The sequence below is a fragment of the Micrococcus sp. APC 4021 genome (assembly GCF_030407635.1).
In the GTDB taxonomy this organism is placed as follows: domain Bacteria; phylum Actinomycetota; class Actinomycetes; order Actinomycetales; family Micrococcaceae; genus Micrococcus; species Micrococcus luteus.
Genome location: NZ_JASDCZ010000051.1, coordinates 1 through 15647, shown reverse-complemented (window position 1 = coordinate 15647; position 15647 = coordinate 1). Strand labels below are relative to the sequence as shown.

15 protein-coding genes and 1 pseudogene are annotated in these 15647 nt (G+C 72.7%); 11 read left to right on the top strand and 5 right to left on the bottom strand.

Features of this window, described 5'->3' with window-relative positions:
• A partial coding sequence (locus tag QL983_RS06295; protein ID WP_290151884.1) for a cystathionine gamma-synthase occupies positions 1–1245 on the bottom strand: 1245 nt, incomplete at its 3' end.
• Position 1246: 1 nt separating this feature from the next.
• Positions 1247–2596: a PLP-dependent transferase gene (locus tag QL983_RS06290; protein WP_036314933.1), complete on the bottom strand. Its 1350-nt coding sequence runs from the start codon at positions 2594–2596 to the stop codon at positions 1247–1249.
• A gap of 296 nt (positions 2597–2892) precedes the next feature.
• On the opposite strand from QL983_RS06290, the gene QL983_RS06285 reads away from it, so the two are divergent.
• A complete protein-coding gene (locus QL983_RS06285) occupies positions 2893–3621 on the top strand; it encodes a class I SAM-dependent methyltransferase (RefSeq protein WP_036314929.1) in 729 nt (242 codons plus the stop codon).
• Positions 3618–4940 (top strand): MFS transporter, encoded by a 1323-nt coding sequence (locus QL983_RS06280; RefSeq protein WP_223247479.1) that lies wholly within the window; start codon positions 3618–3620, stop codon positions 4938–4940. The genes QL983_RS06285 and QL983_RS06280 overlap by 4 nt, the downstream gene beginning before the upstream one ends.
• Positions 4941–5061: 121 nt before the next feature.
• On the opposite strand, the gene QL983_RS06275 is transcribed toward QL983_RS06280, so the two are convergent.
• Positions 5062–6684: a helix-turn-helix domain-containing protein gene (locus tag QL983_RS06275; protein ID WP_069941395.1), complete on the bottom strand. Its 1623-nt coding sequence runs from the start codon at positions 6682–6684 to the stop codon at positions 5062–5064.
• Between the two features lie 234 nt (positions 6685–6918).
• Between QL983_RS06275 and QL983_RS06270 the strand changes: the two genes are divergently transcribed.
• The 8 genes from QL983_RS06270 (at position 6919) to QL983_RS06235 (ending at position 12595) form a co-directional block, all read left to right on the top strand.
• Entirely contained in the window at positions 6919–8013 is a 1095-nt protein-coding gene (locus tag QL983_RS06270; protein ID WP_020626558.1) for a Zn-dependent alcohol dehydrogenase, read from the top strand.
• A gap of 37 nt (positions 8014–8050) precedes the next feature.
• Positions 8051–9550 carry an aldehyde dehydrogenase family protein gene (locus QL983_RS06265; protein ID WP_036314923.1) on the top strand — a complete coding sequence of 500 codons (1500 nt, stop codon included), beginning with the start codon at positions 8051–8053 and terminating at the stop codon, positions 9548–9550.
• 308 nt (positions 9551–9858) lie between these two features.
• The gene (locus QL983_RS06260; protein WP_020626556.1) at positions 9859–10041 is read left to right on the top strand and encodes a hypothetical protein; all 183 of its coding nucleotides are present in this window, start codon (positions 9859–9861) and stop codon (positions 10039–10041) included.
• A gap of 45 nt (positions 10042–10086) precedes the next feature.
• A complete protein-coding gene (locus QL983_RS06255) occupies positions 10087–10500 on the top strand; it encodes a VOC family protein (protein ID WP_036314920.1) in 414 nt (137 codons plus the stop codon).
• An 80-nt stretch (positions 10501–10580) separates the two neighbouring features.
• Positions 10581–11093: a GNAT family N-acetyltransferase gene (locus QL983_RS06250; RefSeq protein WP_020626554.1), complete on the top strand. Its 513-nt coding sequence runs from the start codon at positions 10581–10583 to the stop codon at positions 11091–11093.
• 479 nt (positions 11094–11572) lie between these two features.
• Complete coding sequence (locus QL983_RS06245) at positions 11573–11896, top strand: hypothetical protein (RefSeq protein WP_020626551.1); 324 nt, start codon at positions 11573–11575, stop codon at positions 11894–11896.
• Positions 11897–11904: 8 nt separating this feature from the next.
• The gene (locus tag QL983_RS06240; RefSeq protein WP_230278152.1) at positions 11905–12171 is read left to right on the top strand and encodes a hypothetical protein; all 267 of its coding nucleotides are present in this window, start codon (positions 11905–11907) and stop codon (positions 12169–12171) included.
• Positions 12172–12181: 10 nt separating this feature from the next.
• Positions 12182–12595 carry a DUF805 domain-containing protein gene (locus QL983_RS06235; RefSeq protein ID WP_020626549.1) on the top strand — a complete coding sequence of 138 codons (414 nt, stop codon included), beginning with the start codon at positions 12182–12184 and terminating at the stop codon, positions 12593–12595.
• Positions 12596–12620: 25 nt separating this feature from the next.
• Here QL983_RS06235 and QL983_RS06230 read toward each other — a convergent pair whose 3' ends face one another.
• Positions 12621–14093: a PQQ-binding-like beta-propeller repeat protein gene (locus QL983_RS06230; RefSeq protein ID WP_020626548.1), complete on the bottom strand. Its 1473-nt coding sequence runs from the start codon at positions 14091–14093 to the stop codon at positions 12621–12623.
• 143 nt (positions 14094–14236) lie between these two features.
• Here QL983_RS06230 and QL983_RS06225 point away from each other — a divergent pair.
• Positions 14237–14395, top strand: a pseudogene (locus tag QL983_RS06225) (acyl-CoA dehydrogenase); the annotation flags it as partial.
• 55 nt (positions 14396–14450) lie between these two features.
• Here QL983_RS06225 and QL983_RS06220 read toward each other — a convergent pair.
• Positions 14451–15647 (bottom strand): aminotransferase class I/II-fold pyridoxal phosphate-dependent enzyme (locus QL983_RS06220; protein ID WP_290151875.1); only part of this gene is annotated, 1197 nt, incomplete at its 5' end.

The window sequence follows — 15647 nt, the reverse complement described above, 5'->3', positions numbered from 1 at the left end:
CGCGGACGACGGCGGCGCCCCGCGGCCGGCGGCGACGCGTGCGGCGCACTCGAGGCCGGCCTCGAGGTCCGCCTGCAGGTCGGCCACGTCCTCGATGCCGACGGAGAGCCGGACCAGGTCCGTGGGGACGGCCAGGGGCGTGCCCCGCACGGAGGCGTGGGTCATCTCGGAGGAGTAGCAGAGCAGCGATTCGACCCCGCCGAGGCTGACCGAGAGCGCGAACAGCTCGGTGGCCTCGGCGAACGCGCGGGCCGCGGCCTCTCCCCCGGCCAGCCGGACGGAGACGATGCCGCCGAAGCCGTCCATCTGCCGCGCGGCGAGCGCGTGGCCCGGGTGGTCGGGCAGCCCGGGGTAGAAGACCTGGGCGACCTCGGGGCGGCCCTGCAGCCAGCCCGCGAGCGCGGCGGCGTTGGCGCCGTGCCGGTCCATGCGCAGGCCGAGCGTCTTGAGGCCGCGGGCGGCGAGGTAGGAGTCCTGCGGGCCGGCGACCGCACCGGCGGCGAACTGCTGGTAGGCCACCGCCTCGGCCAGCGCCCGGCCGCGGAACTCGCGGTCGGCCACCACCACGGCGCCGCCGAGCACGTCCGAGTGCCCGCCGATGTACTTGGTGGTGGAGTGCACCACCACGTCCGCGCCGAGGTCGAGGGGCCGCTGGAGGTAGGGCGAGGCGAACGTGTTGTCCACGACCAGCAGCGCGCCGGCGTCGTGGGCGATCTGCGCCCAGGCGGCCAGGTCCGCGATGCCGAGCAGCGGGTTGGAGGGCGTCTCCACCCACAGCAGCGCGGTGCGGCCGGGGCGGACGGCCGCGGCGACCGCCGTCGGGTCGGTGATGTCCACGGGGGTGTTGGACACGCCCCACGGCTCGAGGACGGTGGTGATGAGGCGGTGGGTGCCGCCGTAGCCGTCGCCGCCCAGCACGATGTGGTCGCCGGGGCGCAGCACGGCCCGCAGGAGGGCGTCCTCGGCGGCGAGCCCGGAGGCGAACGCGAACGCCCGATCGCCGTGCTCGAGGGCGGCGAGCTGGGTCTCGAAGCCGTTCCGGGTCGGGTTGGAGCCGCGGCTGTACTCATGCCCAGCGCGCAGCACGTTGATGCCGTCCTGTACGAAGGTGCTGGTCTGGTAGATCGGCGGCACCACGGCGCCGGTCAGCGGGTCGGGCTCCTGGCCGGCGTGCACGGCGGTGGTGGTGAAGCCGCGGACGGCGGGACGGGAGACGGAGCGGGTGGTGTGGTGGACAGCGGTCATCTCAGCGCACCTCCTGGGTGACGGCGGCGGTCTCGGGGACGGCGGGCGTGGTGGCGGGGACGGCCGGCCCGGCGGCGGTCACCACGGCCAGGGCACGGTCCAGGTCCGCGATCAGGTCGTCGGGACACTCCAGCCCGATGGAGAGCCGGACGGTGGTCTCGGCGATCCCGGCGTCCTCGCGCTGCTGCCGCGTCAGGCGACAGTGCGTCATGGTCGCCGGGTGGGAGACGAGGGACCGGGCGTCGCCGACGTTGACCACCAGCTGGAACAGCTCGAGCGCGTCGAGGAACGGGGCCACGGCCTCGGGGCCGCAGGCCAGGTCGAAGGAGAACACCGAGCCGACGCCGTCCGGGAAGTCACGGGCGGCCAGCGCCGCGCTGGGATGCCCGGCCACGCCGGGGTGGTGCACCCGGGCGACGGCGGGGTGCCCGGCCAGGTGTTCGGCCACGGCCAGGGCGGTGGCGGTGTGGCGGGCCACGCGCAGGTCGAGCGTCTCGAGCCCCTGGATGAACTGCGCCGCGCTCGCGGCGGCGAGGGTGGGGCCGAGGTCGTGCAGGAACTTGCTGCGGGCCAGCGTCAGGTAGGCGCCGCGGCCGTGCCGCTCGACCAGCGTCTGCCCGCCGTAGCGGGCCTTGGGCCGGGCCAGCTGCGGCCACCGGTCCGGCGCCGCGCCGTAGTCGAACGTGCCGCCGTCCACGATCGCGCCGCCGAGCACCGCGCCGTGCCCGCCGAGGAACTTGGTGGCCGAGTGCACGACGACGTCGGCGCCGTGCTCCAGCGGCCGGTAGAGGGCCGGCGTCGCGAGGGTGCTGTCCACCACCACGGGCACACCGGCCGCGTGGGCGAGGTCCGCGAGCGCGGGCAGGTCCGGGAGGGTGGCGAGCGGGTTGGTGATGGCCTCGAGGAAGAACGCGCGGGTGTCGGGCCGGACCGCTGCGGCCCACGCGGGCGGGTCCGCCGGGTCCGCGAAGGTGACCTCGATGCCGAAGTCCGCGAACGTGTCCGTCAGCAGGTCCACGGTGCCGCCGTAGAGCTGGCTGGAGGCGACCAGGTGCTTGCCGCCCTGCAGCAGCGCCAGCAGGGACAGCGCGACGGCGGCCTGGCCGGTGGCCGTGGCGATCGCGCCGATGCCGCCCTCCAGTGCGGCGAGGCGGTTCTCGAACACCGCGACGGTCGGGTTGCCCGTGCGGCTGTAGGTGAAGCCGGGGGTCTCGAGCCGGAACATCGATGCCGCCGTGGCGTGGTCCGGGAAACGGAACGCCGTGGTCTGGTGGATGGGCGGGACGACCGGCCGGTGGGGTGCGGCGGGCTCGTAGCCGGCGTGGACTTGCTGTGTGGCGTGACGGGGCATCTGCTCTCCTCCATCGGTCCTGGCGGTAGCACCGGGCCTGCCGTTCCCGGGGGTCCGGGTGCGGCGGGCGGGTTGCTGCGGCGTCGTCGAGCCAGATCTCTCGGCCGCTCTGGATGGGTGGTGAGCCCATCCCACGCGGCGGGCCGCCGCGAGTCCAGCGGACGGCCGGCTCGCGCGTCATATGAGCCGCCACCGCGCCATCCAGGACCGGCCGGAGCCTCTCCGGGGCGCGGCGGGCCGAGGCAGACCCGTGTGACGGACTGGCGTGGAGGGGGGTGTGTGTCAGACTCCCGGACATGACACAGAGCACACCGGGCGGACCGGCCACGGACCTGCCCGACTTCCGGCCCTCGGGCAACCAGGGCGTGGACCCGGCGCTGTACGAGATCGAGAACGCGGCCATGGACCGCGAGGGCGCCCTCTGGGCGGCACTGCAGGAGGCGGCGCCCTGGACCGGGCGGACGCTGCTCGACCTCGGTGCGGGCACCGGCTTCTGGCTGCCCCGCTACGCCGACGCGGCCGAGACGATCGCCGTCGAGCCGGACGCGCGCCTGCTGGGGGCCGCCCGCGCCCGCCCCGGCGGGGCGCGCGTGCTCTACGGCTCGGCCGAGCAGATCCCGCTGCCGGAGGCGAGCGTCGACGTCGTGCACGCCCGGTTCGCGTACTTCTTCCCGCACCCGCGCTGGGACGTCCGGCCCGGCCTGGACGAGGTCACCCGGGTGCTGCGGCCCGGCGGCGCGCTCGTGGTGATCGACAACGACACCGAGCGCGGCCAGTTCGCCGAGCTGCTGCGGGCGAGCACGAACGCCGCGGCGCAGGGCCAGGACACGTACGCCCGCGAGTGGTGGGCCGGCATCGGGGCCGAGACCCGCGAGGTCATGAGCTCGTGGACCTTCGACTCCCGCGCCGACCTCGAGGCCGTCCTGCGGCTGGAGTTCGAGCGAGGGGTCGCCGACGCGTGGCTCGCCGAGCACCCCGCAGCGACATCACTGAGCTACGGCTACCTGCTCCACGTGTGGCGGTGAGCACGGACCCGCGTCGCCAGACGCCTGCCCCCCGCGGCTCTGACACTGGGACGCCCCCGCTGCCGGAAGGACGGGCGCGGTGGCTGGTCGCCTCCAACGCCCTCGACGCGGGTGGCCGGTCCGCCACGGACGTCGCCCTGGACGTCCTGGCGGTGCTCCTGCTCGGCGTGGGCGCCGACGGCATGGGCGTGCTGATGACGCTCTCCGGGTTGGGATTCCTCCTACTCGGCGTGCCCCTCGGCATCGTGGTGGACCGACACCTCAGCCCGCGGCTGCTCGCGGCCACCGGCCTCGCCAAGGCGGCGGTGCTCGGCTCGCTCGTCGCGGCGTGGGCGCTCGACGCGCTCACGTTCGGTCACCTCGCCGCCGTCATGACCCTGCTGGGCGTGCTCACGGTGCTGGCCGAGACCACCCAGACCGCGCTCGTGCCGCGCGTCGTGCCGGCCACCGCCGTCGCCCGCCTGACGGCGCGGCTCGAGTCCGCCGACGCCGCCCTCGTGTTGATCGTGCCCGCCGCGGCGGGCGTCCTCGTCGGGTCGCTGGGCGCAGGGCCCGTGCTCGGCATCGCGACGGCGTTCCTCTTCGCGGCGGCGATCGTCGCGCTCCGGGTGCGGTTGCGGCCCTCCGCCGCGGCGGACGTCCCGGACGACGACGGGGACCCCGGCGTCGCGGACGTCCTCTCCCGCTGGGCCCGGTTCGGGAAGGACGCCGCGGAGGGGTGGACGGTCCTGCGGCGCACCCCGGTCCTGTGGCTGCTGACGATGGGGTCGGTGGCCGCCAATGTGGGCATGGCCCTCTTCGCCCCGGTCGAGGCGGTCTGGATCCTGACCGACCTGCGGCTCGGGCCGGAGTTCCTGGGCATCCAGATCACCGCGGGCGCGGTCGGGGCACTGACGGCCTCGTCCCTGGCGGGCCGGGCCATCGACCGCCTGGGCGAGCGCCGGTGCATCCTCCTCGGCTCGGTCGGCTGCGCCGTGGCCGTGGGGCTGCACCTGCTGGCCTACGCCGACCGCGCTCATGCCGGGCCGTGGCTGCTGGCCGGCGCCGCCCTCTGGGGGTTCATGGTCCTGCTCGGGAACATCACCCAGGCTGCCGTGACCGCCCGCGCCTGCCCCGAGGGCACGCTCGGGCGGGTCACCGCGATGCGCCGCACCCTCACCCGGGGCTCCGTGCCGCTGGCGACCCTCGCGGGAGGTGCGCTCGGGGCGACGCTCGGGGTCGGCTGGGCGCTCGCGGGGTGGCAGGTCCTGGCGGTGGTCTCGCTGGCCGCCGTCGTGCCGGCCGCGCGACATCTCGGGCCGAGGACGGCTGAGCGCTGAATCCGCGCGACCGATGCTCCTTGCGCGGGCCGTCCGGAATAAGGACGACCCGCGTAGAGAACGTCGGCCCGGCGCGGGACCACCCCGCCGCGCGTCCAGCCCGGCACCCGGCTGGCCCCGCTCAGCCTTCCTGCGTGATGCGCAGGGTGCGCAGGCGGCGGTAGAGCGTCGCCCGGCTCACCCCGAGCGCGGCGGCGGCCCGCACCTTATTGCCGCCGGCCGACTCCAATGCGTCGATGATCGCCTCCCGCTCGGCCCGTTCGAGGCCCAGGAGGGGGACAGTCCCTTCCCCACGGTGTGATGCGGGCAGCTCAGCCACCGTCACACGGCCGCCCCCAGCCCTCCGCCCAACACGGCCCACGACGTACTCCAGCTCGACCAGGTTGCCCGGCCAGTGCTGCTGCGCCAGGACGCGCACGGCCTCCGGGGAGAACATCGGCGCCGAGGCGCCGTGCACCTGGGCCGCCATAGCCGCCAGCAACGCCGGGAACTCGGCGAGCCGACGGCGCAGCGGCGAGAGCTGGACGCGATGCTCCGTCAACGCGAGCACGGCCGAGACATCGGTCGTCGGCTGCACCTGGGCGGTCATGACAATCCGGCACCGCCCCTGTCGGAGGGCTCGTCTCAGTCCTGGCAAGAGCCGAGGTTCCAGCGCGTCGACGTCGTCAACCACCACCGGCGGGCCGGGCCGCCGCACGAGGGCCTCGAGCCCCCGTAGCCAGGTCGTGTCCTCGGGGGTCTGGGCGCGGCCGACCTCGAGTATGACGGCGTCGGGGCCAGCGATCCTCCGGGCGGCCGCCGTGCGGCCGGAGCCGGGCTCCCCGATCACGCTCACCGAGCCCCGTGCCTCGCGGGCCGCTTCGACGGCCGGAGCCCAGGTCCCGCGCCCCGCCCCCGGCGTGGGACGCGGCGTGGTTTCCGTCGCGGCCCTCTCCAACCGCATCAGGGTCATGCCAGACGCCTCGGACACGTCCGCGACGCTGAAGCCCCCCGCCACGCCCACATCGCCACCGTCGAGCTCCCCCCGCCGCGCTCGCACCGCCAGGGCCCGCAGCTCCGATCCGTCGAGACACCGCACCAACCGCTCCGCCGCGGCATTCAGGAGGATCGACTCCTCACCCACGCCCACCACGGCACTACCCCGGCCCCGGGTGAGGCGGCGGAACTCCGTCAGAAGCCGCAACTCGTCTGCGTACGTGGCCGCGCCTAGCGCCTGCTCAATCTGTCGTCCGAGGTGCCGGGCCAGGCCCTCCACGAGCGTCGGCGTCGCCCCGGCGAACGTCACCACGCTGAGCGCCCCATGGACGCGCCCGACGCCCGGATGCGCGAGGGGCACCCCGAAGCAGGAGAAGGCCCGGAACGCGTCGAGATAGTGCTCCTCCCCGTCGACGGCGACGCCTCGGCCCAGCTCAAGGGCGGCGCCGATCCCGTTGAACCCCGCCGCCTCCTCGGCCAGGCAGACCCCCACATCCAGCCCCCGCCGCCGAATCTGCTCCCCCAACGCCGATTTCCATGGCCCCACGAGGCGGATCAGTCGTCCGCTGCGGTCGGAGGCAAAGAGGAAGAGGTCAAGGCCGGCGAAATCACGCGCCACGTCGGCCAGGGTGGTGGCGACCGCATGGTCGAGTGCCGCCGCGCGTGCCCGCACGTCGAGAGTGGCAGTGGTCAGCGTGTCGTCTGCGCGCACCCCGTGCAACCGGGACCGCCGCCAGCCGGATTCCGTCTCGAGGCGATTCGACACCATGACGGTTATGCCCGCCCGTGCGGCCACTCTGAGATGCACATCACGGTCGAGAAGCCTAGGCCGCCCGTCCGCACATCACCAGGACCCCCGCCGTCAGGATGGGCCACCGCCGCCGCGGGTGTCGCAGAACTGCACACCCCGCCCCTACGGCACCGGTCATAGCCTGACTCTGCCACATGTGATCTAGGTCATATTCAGGCGACAGGGATCGACCCTAGTGAATGGAGAACGATTATGCGCGCAGCGCTCGCAATGAAGGTCGGGGGCAAGTTCGAGATCCATGATGTGGTGATCGACGACCCGGTGGGGCGGGAGGTCTTGGTGGACGTGAAGGCCTCCGGCCTGTGCCACTCGGACCTGCACCTCATCGACCACGACTTCGGCCTGCCCCTGCCCGCCGCCGGAGGGCATGAGATCTCCGGTGTCGTCGCCGCGGTCGGCCCCAGCGTGACAAGCCTGAAGCCGGGCGACCGCGTCGTCGCCTGTCTGATCGCCTACTGCGGGGCCTGCGCGCGGTGTCTCGCGGGCCAGACCACCCTGTGCCTGAATCAGGAGGCTGTGGTGCGGGGGCCGGAGGAGAAGCCACGCCTCACACTTCAGGACGGCACGCCCGTCGCCCAGTCCGTCAACGTGGGCGGATTCGCCGAGCAGGTACTCGTCCATGAGAACCAGCTAGCCGTTGTCAACGAGGACATCCCCTTCCCGCAGGCCGCGCTCATCGGTTGCTCGGTCGTCACCGGTGCTGGCGCGGCCATCAACACGGCCCACGTACGGCCCGGTGACACGGTGGCCGTCGTGGGCGTCGGTGGCATCGGCCTCAATGCCGTGAGCGGTGCCCGTCTATGCGGCGCCAAGCGCGTGATCGCGATCGACCTGGACGACTCCAAGCTTGAGGCGGCCCGCCGGTTCGGCGCCACCGACGTGGTCAACTCGGGCTCCGGGGACGCCGTCGAGGCGGTCCTCGGGATCACGGGCACCGGAGTGGACCACGCGTTCGAGGCCATCGGGTTGCCAGTGACCCAGCAACTCGCCCAGGACGTTCTCGGACCTGGCGGAACCGCGTACCTGATCGGCATTGCCCCGCCCGGGACCACGGCCCAGTTCGGCGCCTCGCTCGATTCGCTGTTCGCACAGCGACGCCTGCAGGCGGTGGCCATGGGCTCCTCCAACATCCAGCGCGACATCCCGCTGTACGCCGACCTGTACGTCCAGGGACGTATGGATCTGGACCACATGGTCTCCCAGGAGATCTCCCTCGATGAGATCAATACCGGGTACGAGCGGCTCCTCAACGGCGAGGTGATCCGTTCCGTCATCACCTCGTTCTGATGCCCCACTCCCCATCTCACGACTCCTAGGACGCACCATGACTGAGACATCGAACTCCCCTATGACCGCGCGAGTACGCGCCTTCCTGGACCGCCCCCATCGCCTCCTGATCGGCGGTGAATGGGTCGACGCGGCGTCCGGGAAGACCTTCGAGACCCGGGATCCTGCCACCGGCGAGGTGCTCGCCACGGTGGCGCACGCCGAGCAGGCCGACATCGACGCCGCCGTCGCCGCGGCCCGTGCCGCCTTCGACGAGGGCTCATGGGTGCGGATGCGGCCGAATGTACGCGAGGACCTGCTGTGGCGGATCTCCAACCTGATCACCGAACGCCTCGAGGACTTCGCGCTCCTGGAGTCCCTCGACCAGGGCAAAGGCGTGGGCATCGCCAGCGCCTTTGACGTCCGCGCCGCTGCGGACTGCTTCCGTTACTACGCGGGCTGGCCCTCGAAGCTGCAGGGGGCCGTCAATGCTCCATCCATGCTGCTGGCCCCGCCCGAGGCCGAGTTTCACTCCTACACACGGCGCGAGCCCGTGGGCGTGTGCGGTCAGATCATCCCATGGAACTTCCCGCTGTTGATGGCGGCCTGGAAGATCGCCCCCGCACTGGCCACGGGCAACACCGTGGTCCTCAAGCCCGCGGAGCAGACGCCGCTGACAGCACTGATGCTGGGCGAACTGTTGACGGAGGCAGGCGTGCCGGCTGGCGTCGTCAACATCGTCACCGGCCACGGCGACGCCGGTGCTGCGCTCACCGCCCACCCTGACGTGGACAAGGTCGCGTTCACCGGCTCCACCGAGGTGGGCAAGAAGATCGTGGGGGCGGCGGCCGAAAACTTGAAGAAGGTGTCGCTCGAGCTGGGAGGCAAGTCCCCCAACATCGTGTTCGCGGATGCCAACATCGACGCCGCCGTGGACGGGGCGCTCATGGGATTCACCCTGAACTCGGGTCAGGCCTGCGAGTCCGGCACGCGCGTGTTCGTGCACGCCGACGTCTACGACCGGTTCAACGAGGCCCTCGCCGCGAAGATGCGCCAGATGAGCATCGGTCCGGGCACCGAGGACGCCGCCATCACCCCGCTGGTCTCCCAGGAGCAGCTGGACCGGGTGATGGGCTTCGTTGAGGAGGGCAAGCGGGACGGTGCCGTCGCTCTGACGGGCGGGCAGCGGCACGGCGACGCCGGCTTCTACGTGGAGCCCACCCTCTTCACGGAGACCACCCCGGAGATGTCCATTGTCCGCGAGGAGATCTTCGGCCCGGTGGCCGTCTCCGTGAAGTTCACCGACGAGGACGAAGTGATCCGCGCCGCGAACGATTCGGTATACGGCCTCGCCGCCGCCCTGTGGACCCGGGACGTCTCCCGTGCCCACCGCGTGGCCGCACGGCTCAAGGCCGGCACGGTGTGGGTCAATACCTTCCATGCCCTGGACTCGCAGCTGCCGTTCGGTGGCTTTCGGCAGTCCGGCTGGGGCCGGGAGCTGGGCGCGGAGAGCTTGGAGCTGTACACCCAGGTGAAGTCCGTGACCATCGCACTCTGACAGACGAACGCCAGTCGGTCAGCCGCCGCGGGTGGGATCCTGCGGCGGCTGACCGACATCGGTGGTCATTCACAGGGGCGCCTGCCGCATCCGCCCGTCGCGGCAGGGCTGAGGGCAAGGCCCTGCATTTCAGCGACGCAATCCGGCGCTACGACGCCGGCTCCACGACGCTGACTTCAACCGCGCCTGGATCTTCCTGTGTCTGATCCGAAGATCGGGCCGGTCACGCTTTTCGCATTCGCCTCTCAGCCACCGGTACGGCCACCGCAAGCGGGAGCGCCGCAAGTCTCGGTCCCATCCGTGGCCTCGTGCCCACCGCACGGCTGATCCCCCGCCACCGGATGGGCGGCGAGGGATCAGCCACTGATCGAGGCGGTGCGCTCGGGGTCGGCTGGGCGCTCGCGGGGTGGCAGGTCCTGGCGGTGGTCTCGCTGGCCGCCGTCGTGCCGGCCGCGCGGTGGGTGGATGCGGGGCGCGACGACGTCGACTGAGGCCGAGACGCTGACGCGGACACCGAGGTCGCTTAGTGTGTGGCCATGGTCACTCGCCCCGTGCTCCAGCAGCCGGTGATCGACGCCGTCGACATCCGTTCCGTCGCGGAGTTCTACCGCGAGCTCCTCGGCCTCCACTACCGCGCGGGCGACGAGCTCGCGGACGGTCGCGAGCCGGACAGCGCGGACTGGCTCGTGCTGCTGGACGACGACGGCCGCCGCGTCCTGACATTCCAGCGCACCGACGAACTGAAGCCCAGCACGTGGCCGTCACCCGAGGTGCCGATGCAGCTGCACCTGGATTTCACCGTGCCGGACCGCGATTCCCTCGACGCGGCCCACGACCACGCCCTGCGCCTGGGCGGGCGCCTCGTCCAGGACCGCTCCGACGACGAGGACGAGCCCCTGTACGTGTTCGCGGACCCGGCCGGCCACCCCTTCTGCGTCTTCGTGGGGTGAGCGCGGCAGACCGCGGGGGTGGTTTCACGCACATGTCGAAGACAAAGAAGCCGGTTCAGTGCCGTCGGTAAGGTCGTCGGGTGATCCCGCAACCCACCGATCGACTCACGTTCCGGTGCATGACCGACGCTGACCTCGACGACATGTGCAGGCTCCGCGGAGACGCGGAGGTCATGCGCTACTACCCGCGGGCCAAGTCGCGCAACGAGGTGCAGCGGTGGATCAACTGGTCGAAGGACAACTACGCCAAGCATGGGTTCGGCCTGTGGGTCATCGAACACCGGACCACCGGCGACTTCATCGGTGACTGCGGCCTGACCTGGCAGAACGTCGACGGCCAGGAGGTCCTCGAGGTCGGCTACCACGTCCTGCCTGAACGCCAGGGACAGGGACTGGCAACCGAGGGGGCCTCTGCCTGCCTGCGACACGGGTTCGAGACCCTCGACGCAACGATGGTCACCGCGATCATCAACCCCGACAACATGGCTTCCCGTCGCGTGGCCGAACGAATTGGCATGACCGTGTGGAAGAGGACGCGCGATCCCAGTAGAGCGCCGATCGTGGTCTACAGCAGCCACGGCCAAGAGGCATGACGCACTGAACTGCCGCCATGGGTGCGTGCCCACTGAGGAGACACGCCCTGCGCCCAGCCGGCCAGGCGCTTCTGCGTCTTCGTGGGGTGAGCGCGGCAGACCGCGGCGGCTCAGCCCTCGAGCCGCTGGTCGAACTCCTCGTGGTCCAGCTGGCGGTGCATGCGGTCATCTTCAAGATACGGTGCCGTCCATGCATCTGGACCCGGCCGAGACGAACCGCCGCGCCTACGATGACGCCCGCGTCGTCGCGGGGATCGCCCCGGCGGGGACCGCGTCGAGTGGCGGCGGGGCACGGCGGAGCTGATCGAGCCGGCGTCGGTGGACCTGGCGGTGGACCGCGTCTGGAGCGGCTGGCACGGCCGCCCATTCGACGCGGCGGAGCACCCGCTGATGATCATCGGGGCCTGTCCACAGGGGGCCTGACCCGTCCACCCGTCATGGCAGGATGACGCATGTCACACGTGATGCGAGGGGGAACCATGACGGACACGACCACGGCCCGCCCCATGCGGCCGGCCCACTTCGACGACGACCCGCCCGTCCGCGGGATCGGCCACCTCCGGCACCCGGTGGTGTGGGGCGGGCTGATCGGGGTGGTCGGCGGCGGCGCCTTCCTGTTCGGCGGGATCGCGGGGCTGCCGGCCGAGCACCAGGGCACGCTGCGCGGCAGCGCGATCGCGCTGATCGGCTTCACGTTGGTGGTCGTGCTGCTGCGCCGGCGGGTGCTGCCCGCCGTGCAGGCGCCCGCCCGCGGCGCGTCTACGGGATCGCCGTCGTCACGATGCTGGCGCTCCTCCCCGTGACACGCCTGGTGGCACTCGCGCTCGACGCACCGACGGCGCAGATCGCCCTGGTGGCCGCCGTGGTGGGCGGCCACTTCCTCCCGTTCGCCCGGGCATTCCAGGCCCCGGTGTTCTGGTGGATCGGCGGGGCGATGGCCGTGCTGGGGCTCGCCGGTGCCGTAGTCGCGGTTCTCGGCGATCCCGTGGCCGGGCCCGCGGGGGCGGCCGAAGCGGGAGCTGCGATGCTCGTGATCGTCGCGGCACAGGGTCTGCTGGCGTCCCCTCGGCAGGACTGAGGGCCGGACCATGACCATGCTTCAGGCCATCCGCCGCTACTACGCCGGCTACGCGCAGTTCAGCGGGCGCGCGTCCCGCGCCGACTTCTGGCTCGCGGCGCTCTACGTGTGGCTCCTGCAGGCCGTCGTTCACTTCGTGTCCACCGTCCTGGACGTGTTCCTCCTCGGCTCCCCGGACCTGTCCCTCCGCGACGCGGCCGTCCTCCTCGTGGGGATCACGCACGCACTCCCCTCGCTCGCCCTGCTCGCCCGGCGCCTCCACGACGCCGGCTTCAGCCGCGCGTGGCTGTTCCTCGGGCTGGTGCCGTTCGTCGGCCCGCTCACGCTGCTCGTGTTCGCGCTCCAGCCGTCCGCCCCGCGCCTCGGACACCCCGCCGATGCGTCGGACCCGGTGCCGGCGGGGGCCACGGCCGCGCGGCGCTGACCCCCGCTCCCCTGGCCCGACCTGATCAGTGATCGTGGTCGGTGTGCTCGTCGGACTCGTGGCCGTGATCGTGGTCGGCGTGCTCGTCGTGGCCGGACTCGGCATCAGCGCCCTCCTCGGGCTTCACGGACTCGGGCTCGCCGGTGACCACGGCCATCTCGACCGGGGCGAACTCCAGGTCCTTCTCCAGGACGGTCTCACCGGTCTCCAGGTCGACGGCCACGAGCTTCTGGGCCTCCGCGTCGGTGACGTAGGCGGTGTTCCCGGCCACCTTGAGGATCGGGCCGGGCTCCTGCCACTCGTCCTTCTCCTTCCACGGCTCGATCACCGGGTACTCGGCGGTGACCTCACCGGTCTCCTCGTCGATCACGGTGACCTCGCCGTCGTAGGTCAGCACGACCGCGGAACCGTCCTCGGCGCGGCCGAGCGAGCGGAACCAGTAGGAGGAGCCGAGGTCCACGGTGGTGAGCTCATCGGTGCGGGTGTCGATGAGGGCGATCGCCGTGGGCCGCTCGACGGCCTCCTCCGGCTCCTCCTCGACCTTGTGATCACCCAGGACGATGGGCGAGTCATGCAGCCCGAACAGGTTCCCGGAGCGCTGATACTCGGTCTCGACGTCCACCTTGTGGAACTCGCCGTCCCGGTACACGACGGGCCCGTTCTCGCATCCCATCACGACGACGTCGCCCGCCTCCGTCGGCTGGGCCGCGGCCTCGCCGTGGCTGCCGGGGCAGTCGTCGGTCTCGGCCGTGACCTCGCTGGTCTTCGGGTCGATCACCTGGAGCGTGTTGCGGGAGTCCTCGGTGCCCTGCGTGGTGAAGAGGGTGCCGTCGGAGAGCTCGAGCGCCACGCCGTGGTGCGGGTCCTCGGTCTCGGCCTCCGTCATGACGGGCATGAGGTCCGGGGTCGCCTTGTCCAGGTGGGCCGAGTCGAAGGTCCGGATCGCGCCCGTGCCGTCCCCGAAGAGGGTGGTCCTGCCGTTGTGGGTGACGACGTGGCCGGGGTGCTCACCCGGGAACGTCACGCCGGTCATGCCGGGCGCGGACTCGTAGTGGTGGACGTGATCGCCGTGGGCCTTGGCCTGGATGCCGGTGGAGAACACCTCCCAGCCGTTCCCGGTGGTCACCAGGACGTCCTTGCCGTTGCCGGCGTTGCTCAGCCGCGTGAAGCCCGGGACGTCCTGCTCCCTCACCACCTCCCCGGACTCGGCGTCGAGCAGCGTGAGCCCGCCCTCGTGGGAGAGCAGGATGCGCGGGGTCACCGCGGAGACCTCGGTGGTCCGGGTCGGGTCGACGCGGTCCCCCTCGGAGACGGAGGAGGCCGCCCTCGCCTCACCCGACGGCGACTCGGCGCCGTCCGCGGCGGGGGCGGGGGCCGACGTCGGCCCGGACGGGGCGGCGTCCGCGCCGCACGCCGTCAGGGCGATGGCCGCGGCGGCGAGGGTGGCGGAGAGGGCGGCGGTGCGCGCGGAACGGCGCTGCGGGGCGGAGTGGGACACGAGGAGCCTTTCACGAGGGCGGAAAGATGCGACTGATTCACAATAAAGACTGTTGCGGATGGTTCGCAATACGGCGGGGGGCGTCTGCCCGTCATACCGGCGGCGCCGACGGCGCGCCCCCGTCGCGGGAACCGGCACGTGACGCCCTCGAGCGCGCGGCGACCCGCCTGTTCGAGGTGGGCGGGGCCTCCGCGACCCTGCGCACACGCGGGCTGGACCGGCATGGGCGCAATGCGCGGGTGCTGGTCAGCCACAACCCGCTGATCTACCGCGCCCGACTGCTCGGCGACCGGGCCGTCACGGACACGCCGGTCGGGCGGCTGAGGCGTCGGGCGGTGCGGCGCGCGGCGGAGCCCGTCAGGCCAGGCCGCGCGCCGCATGCCAGGCGGCGATCCGCTCGAGCGCCTCGTGGACGGCGTCCGGGCCGGCGGCGAAGGAGAGCCGGACGGACTCGGGCCCGTGGACGGCGTCGAAGTCGTCGCCGGGGGTCAGCGCGACGCCGGCCTCCTCCAGCAGGGCGGCGCAGTAGCCGACGGCGCTGCCGAACTCCGCCAGCATGCCCGGGGCGAGACGGGCCCAGAGGTAGAAGGCGCCGTCGGCGGGGGCGGCGTCGGCCCAGCCGAGCCGGGGCAGGGCGGCCAGCACGACGCCGCGCGTCGCCGTGAAGCCGCCGGCCTGCTCGGCACAGAACGCGTAGGACTCCTCGCTGAACGCGTGGACGGCCGCCTCCTGGGCCGCGGCGGGCGGGCAGAGGGCGACCGAGCCGGCGAGGCCGTCGACCGCGGCGGCGAGGTCGTCCGGCATGAGCATCCAGCCCAGCCGCCAGCCGGGCATGCCCCAGTACTTGGAGAACGAGCTGACCACGAGCGCGGTGCGGGAGGTGCGCCATGCGCAGGCGCCGAGCCCCTCCCCGTCCGTGTGCACGATGCCGTGGTAGATCTCGTCCGAGACGAGCCGCACACCGCGTTCCTCGCACCAGCGGGCGAGCTCGGCGAGCTCGTCGGCGCTGACCATCGTGCCCGTGGGATTGGCCGGGGAGGCGAGCACGAGCCCCGCGACCGGGCCCTCCGCGAGCGCCGCCTCCAGGTGGGCGACCGTGGGCTGGTAGCGGGTGCCGGCGTCGACGTCCACGTCCACCACCTCCACCCCGAGCGCCGTGAGGATGTTGCGGTACGCCGGATAGCCGGGGCGCGGCAGGAGCACGCGGTCCCCCGGGGGGAACGCCGCGAGGAAGCCGAGCATGAACGCCCCCGAGGAGCCCGTGGTGATCGCGACCTGCTCGGGGCGCACGTCGAGCCCGTACCAGCGGCGGTAGTGGCCGGCGACGGCGGTCCGCAGCTCCGGCAGGCCCAGCGCCGGGGTGTAGGTGAAGGCACGGCCGGAGGCGTGGACGGCGGCGGCCGCGGCGTCGACGGCGGGCGGGGCGCCCCCGCCCGGCTCCCCCGCGCACAGGCTGACGACGTCGTGGCCGGCGGCACGGAGTTCGGCGACCCGGCCGAGGATGCTCATCACCGTGAACGGTGGCACCTGAGACCGGGCGGACGGCGCGAAGGC

Bases quoted from the DNA above. Each gene is read 5' to 3' on its own strand.
- QL983_RS06290 (WP_036314933.1), bottom strand. From the start codon at position 2,596: ATGCCCCGTCACGCCACACAGCAAGTCCACGCCGGCTACGAGCCCGCC.
- QL983_RS06285 (WP_036314929.1), top strand. From the start codon at position 2,893: ATGACACAGAGCACACCGGGCGGACCGGCCACGGACCTGCCCGACTTC.
- QL983_RS06275 (WP_069941395.1), bottom strand. From the start codon at position 6,684: ATGGTGTCGAATCGCCTCGAGACGGAATCCGGCTGGCGGCGGTCCCGG.
- QL983_RS06270 (WP_020626558.1), top strand. From the start codon at position 6,919: ATGCGCGCAGCGCTCGCAATGAAGGTCGGGGGCAAGTTCGAGATCCAT.
- QL983_RS06265 (WP_036314923.1), top strand. From the start codon at position 8,051: ATGACTGAGACATCGAACTCCCCTATGACCGCGCGAGTACGCGCCTTC.
- QL983_RS06255 (WP_036314920.1), top strand. From the start codon at position 10,087: ATGGTCACTCGCCCCGTGCTCCAGCAGCCGGTGATCGACGCCGTCGAC.
- QL983_RS06245 (WP_020626551.1), top strand. From the start codon at position 11,573: ATGACGGACACGACCACGGCCCGCCCCATGCGGCCGGCCCACTTCGAC.
- QL983_RS06235 (WP_020626549.1), top strand. From the start codon at position 12,182: ATGACCATGCTTCAGGCCATCCGCCGCTACTACGCCGGCTACGCGCAG.